The organism is Arthrobacter sp. HMWF013 (assembly GCF_003061105.1).
In the GTDB taxonomy this organism is placed as follows: domain Bacteria; phylum Actinomycetota; class Actinomycetes; order Actinomycetales; family Micrococcaceae; genus Arthrobacter.
In genome coordinates, this window is record NZ_QAIQ01000205.1 from 1 (window position 1) to 3780 (window position 3780).

A 3780-nucleotide genomic window follows, 5' to 3' on the forward strand; every position below is an offset into this window, starting at 1 on the left:
GGACGCCGCGGCCCGCTGGAGCAGTTGGCCTGCCCGCTCCATGGCCACGGCAGTGTTGTCGAAGTTGGCCGGCGCCGCGCTGGCCACGATGGCCTGGATTTCAGCCAGATGTTCAGCCAGGCCCGCGTCCACGGCCTCGGCGTAATGGGACGGGCTGAGCTGGGCAAATGGCGGCAGCCCGTAGGGTAGCGGGCTGGGGCTAAGGAGCGGATTCGTCATCAGGCAAACCTTTCATACCGGCGCAGGCTTCTCAACGCCCGGAGATCCGCACCTGGCGCCCTCACCGAACCTACAATGGCGCGTATGGGGAACAAAGGAGGCGGTGCTGCCCGTCGGATCAGGGCTGCACTGCCGGCAATTACTCTTGCGGGTATGCTCGCGGCGGTACTCGCCGGCTGCGGCCTCGTGGCCGAACAGAACGGGAGCACACCCTCCGGAACGACGGCCAGGGAGTCCGCCGGGGGGCGGCCGGGCGCCTCACCGGCGGTTGTGCCCACACCAACACCCACCCCGACGCCGGGAGCGGGTCCGGCCTGCCCCACGCTGCGCTGCACCTCCGTGCTGGTCACCGGTGACATGCTGGTCCACGCCCAGCTCTGGCAGCAGGCCCATGATGACGCCGCCGCGGCAGGGAAATCCGGGCTGGACTTTGGGCCGCTGCTGGAAGGCCAGCGCCGGTACATCCAGCACAGCGACCTGGCCATCTGCCACCAGGAGACTCCGGTGGCGGGGCCGGAGGGGCCCTTCTCCGCCTATCCGTCCTTCAACGTTCCACCGCAGATCATCACGGCGGCCAAGGGGGTCGGCTACCAGGCCTGCACCACCGCCAGCAACCACACGATCGACCGCAGCACAGACGGTGTCCTGCGCACCCTTGATGCCCTGGATGCGGCCGGCCTCAAACACACCGGTTCCTACCGGACCGAACTGGAATCGCAGGGCATCCTGATCCTGCAGACGGAGGCCGCCAGGATAGCCATCATCAGCGGAACCTACGGCCTGAACGGACTGTTGCCCGAATACGGGTGGCAGGTGGACCTGCTGGACGCGCCCGCCATGATTGCCAAGGCCGTGAAGGCAAGGGCGCTGGGAGCTGACATCGTACTGGCCGCCATGCACGCAGGGGAGGAGTACGTCAGCGAAGCCAACGTCCAGCAGGTGGAGGTAGCCCACGCACTGGTGGACAGCGGCCAGTTCACCATGGTCTACGGCCACCACACCCACTCCGTGCTGCCCATCGAAAACTACAAGGGCACCTGGATCGTGTACGGGCTGGGCAACGGGGTCACCGAGCTGTCACCGTGGTACGTGGTCAACAACGAGGGACTGCTGGTGAGGGCACAGTTCAGCCAGGACACCGCCGGCAAGTGGGCGGCGTCGGACCTGGCCTGGGCACCTTCGGTGATCGTCCGCGATCCGTACCGCTGGTGCTCCGTGGCCTCCGATGCTCCGCAGGGTGTGTGCGCCACCCCCGAGGCTGACGCCGCGACGCGTGCGCGGACCGCCACGGTGGTGGAATCGATGGGCGCCGCGGCGGCCGGAGCGCATGAGCTCCTGATCACCAGGGAACCCTGAGCAGCGTGTTCAGCGTGGGCGGCGGGCGGCGTGTTCGCGGGCCAGGAGGGCGTAGTGGTCGTCCGGCGTGCCAGGGTCAAAGGTTCCGAATTTTCGTTCCGCGGCAGTCCTGATGAGGAAGTCTGCGATGGCAGGGTTCTTCGGCAGCAATGATCCGTGCAGGTAGCTGGCCACCACGTTCTTGTAGCGCGCCCCTTCCTGGCCGTCCTTGCTGTTGTTGCCTGTTCCCTTGGCCACGGTACCCAGCGGCCGGACACCGCTTCCGAGCGTCGTCTGCCCGCTGTGGTTCTCGTACCCCAGCACTTCGCCGAATTCCGGCGTCGAAACCCTGACGTTCCCGATCAGGCGTTCGTCAGTGCCCTGGGTCTCGACATCGAGGATGCCGATGCCCGGAATGACCGTCCCGAGGCGTGTTTTGAAGAAGCGACCGAACAGTTGGTACAGGCCGCAGATGACCAGCATGGGGGCACCATCCTCAGCCAGTTCCGTCAGGGTGCCGGCGCGGAGCTGAAGATCCTCCTGGATGATCAGCTGGCCGCTGTCCTGGCCGCCGCCGCCGACGATGATGTCAACGTCCGCCGGGAAGTCGTCGCCCGGGTTGTACTCCAGGAGTTCAGGCGTGTAGCCGTGCCACTGGAGGCGCCGCTTCAGAACCAGGGCGTTGCCCCAGTCGCCGTAGATGTTCATGTCCCGCGGATAGAGCTGCAGGATCCGGATGGTGCCCTTGCTGTTGCCCTTGCTGTTGCCCTTGCCGGCCCGGGAGACCGGTGATTCCTCGGTCATGAGACCACCTCGACTGTGGTGATTTTGGACAGCTCGCGGCGGATGGCCAGCATGGCTGTGTAGGTGCAGAAAACCCGCTTCGGTTTGCCTTTGGCCTCGCGGATGAAGGCGGCCAGGGCGGGGGCTATGTCCGGCTCAACGGCGCCGATTGGCACGTTGTCGTACTGCAGCCGCAGCGCCATGTCATAGGCGCGCGACCCTGTCAGCTGGTCCACGCCGCCGTCGCGGAGCGAATCAAATTCCACATCCCACAGCCAGGACATGTCCCGGCCGTCAGCGTAGTTGTCATTGATGGCGATCATCGTGGCGTAGCCGCCGGCGGCAAAGGACTTGAGTCCCAGCCGGAAGCCGCTGGGGTTCTTGACCAGCACCAGGTCCAGGGGCTGGCCGTCCACCACCAGGCTCTCGCCCCTGCCGAAGGCGGGTTCAACCTGCGACAGTGCCGTGAGCAGGGTGCCGTGGTCGGCAGTCGCGGCACCGGAACCGCAGATGCTGCGGGCGAGGGCAAGAGCGGCAGCGGCATTAAAGATGTTGTAGACGCCGCGGAGCTTCATCGCGGTGGTGACCGTAACGCCGTCGTACTCAAAATCAGCGGTGTCCGGCCCAACCTTGCGGAGTACGACGTCGGCGTGCGGCTTTTCCGGGAGGGCTGCGGGGAGGGGACTCCCCGGCGCCGCCCGCATATCGTCGTCGTTCGGGAATGTGCTCAACAGGGAATCGTCGAGTCCGAAATAGTGGACCTGCTGCCCGGTCAGGGTCTCCGCAATGCGTGCCACCCGCGGGTCTTCCCGGTTCAGCACCACTGTTCCGGTGGTTTTGCCGGCAACGTGCTGGAGGAGCTGGGCCGTCTTGTCGATCTCGCCGAAACGGTCCAGCTGGTCCCGCAGGACGTTGAGCAGGAGGCAGTACCGGGGCGGGACACTGTTGACGAAGTGCACGGCGTGGGCCTCGTCGAGCTCGAGGACGGCAACGTCTGCCTGCAGGCGGCCGCGCCAGTCCACCTCGCCCAGCAGTGCAGCTGCCACGCCACGGGTGAAATTGCTGCCGGTGCGGTTGGTGAAAACCTTCAGGCCCTGGCTCTCCAGGAGCTCAACCACCATCTTGGTGGTAGTGGTTTTTCCGTTGGTTCCGCTGACCACGGCAACACCGTGGGGGAGGGTGGAGAGTGTCCGCTTCATAAAGCCGGGATCGATTTTTTCGACCACCAGACCAGGCAGGGCGGACCCGCCACCCCTGAGCCGGGACACCCGGCGGACCAGCTTGCCGAGCGGAACACTGATGTAAAGCATGCTCTGTAATATATCCCAGCAACGGCATGGAACCCTGACGGGGATGGCAGTCCACTGCCAGGCACGGGCTGTCCGGCCATTATGCTGAATGGATGACTAACCCCCTCTCGGCCGCTTCCGCACGCGTAGGCGC

3 protein-coding genes and 1 pseudogene are annotated in these 3780 nt (G+C 65.9%); 1 reads left to right on the plus strand and 3 read right to left on the minus strand.

What is annotated here, in order from left to right; translation table 11 throughout:
- Nucleotides 1-219 (minus strand): annotated as a pseudogene (locus DBR22_RS08775) (M3 family metallopeptidase); the annotation flags it as partial.
- Between the two features lie 84 nt (nucleotides 220-303).
- Here DBR22_RS08775 and DBR22_RS08780 point away from each other — a divergent pair.
- Complete coding sequence (locus tag DBR22_RS08780; protein WP_258229105.1) at nucleotides 304-1575, plus strand: CapA family protein; 1272 nt, start codon at nucleotides 304-306, stop codon at nucleotides 1573-1575.
- Nucleotides 1576-1584: 9 nt separating this feature from the next.
- On the opposite strand, the gene DBR22_RS08785 is transcribed toward DBR22_RS08780, so the two are convergent.
- Both DBR22_RS08785 and DBR22_RS08790 read right to left on the minus strand, forming a co-directional pair.
- The gene (locus DBR22_RS08785; RefSeq protein WP_108598702.1) at nucleotides 1585-2358 is read right to left on the minus strand and encodes a type 1 glutamine amidotransferase; all 774 of its coding nucleotides are present in this window, start codon (nucleotides 2356-2358) and stop codon (nucleotides 1585-1587) included.
- Entirely contained in the window at nucleotides 2355-3647 is a 1293-nt protein-coding gene (locus DBR22_RS08790; protein ID WP_108598703.1) for a Mur ligase family protein, read from the minus strand. The genes DBR22_RS08785 and DBR22_RS08790 overlap by 4 nt, the downstream gene beginning before the upstream one ends.
- Nucleotides 3648-3780 lie beyond the last annotated feature (133 nt).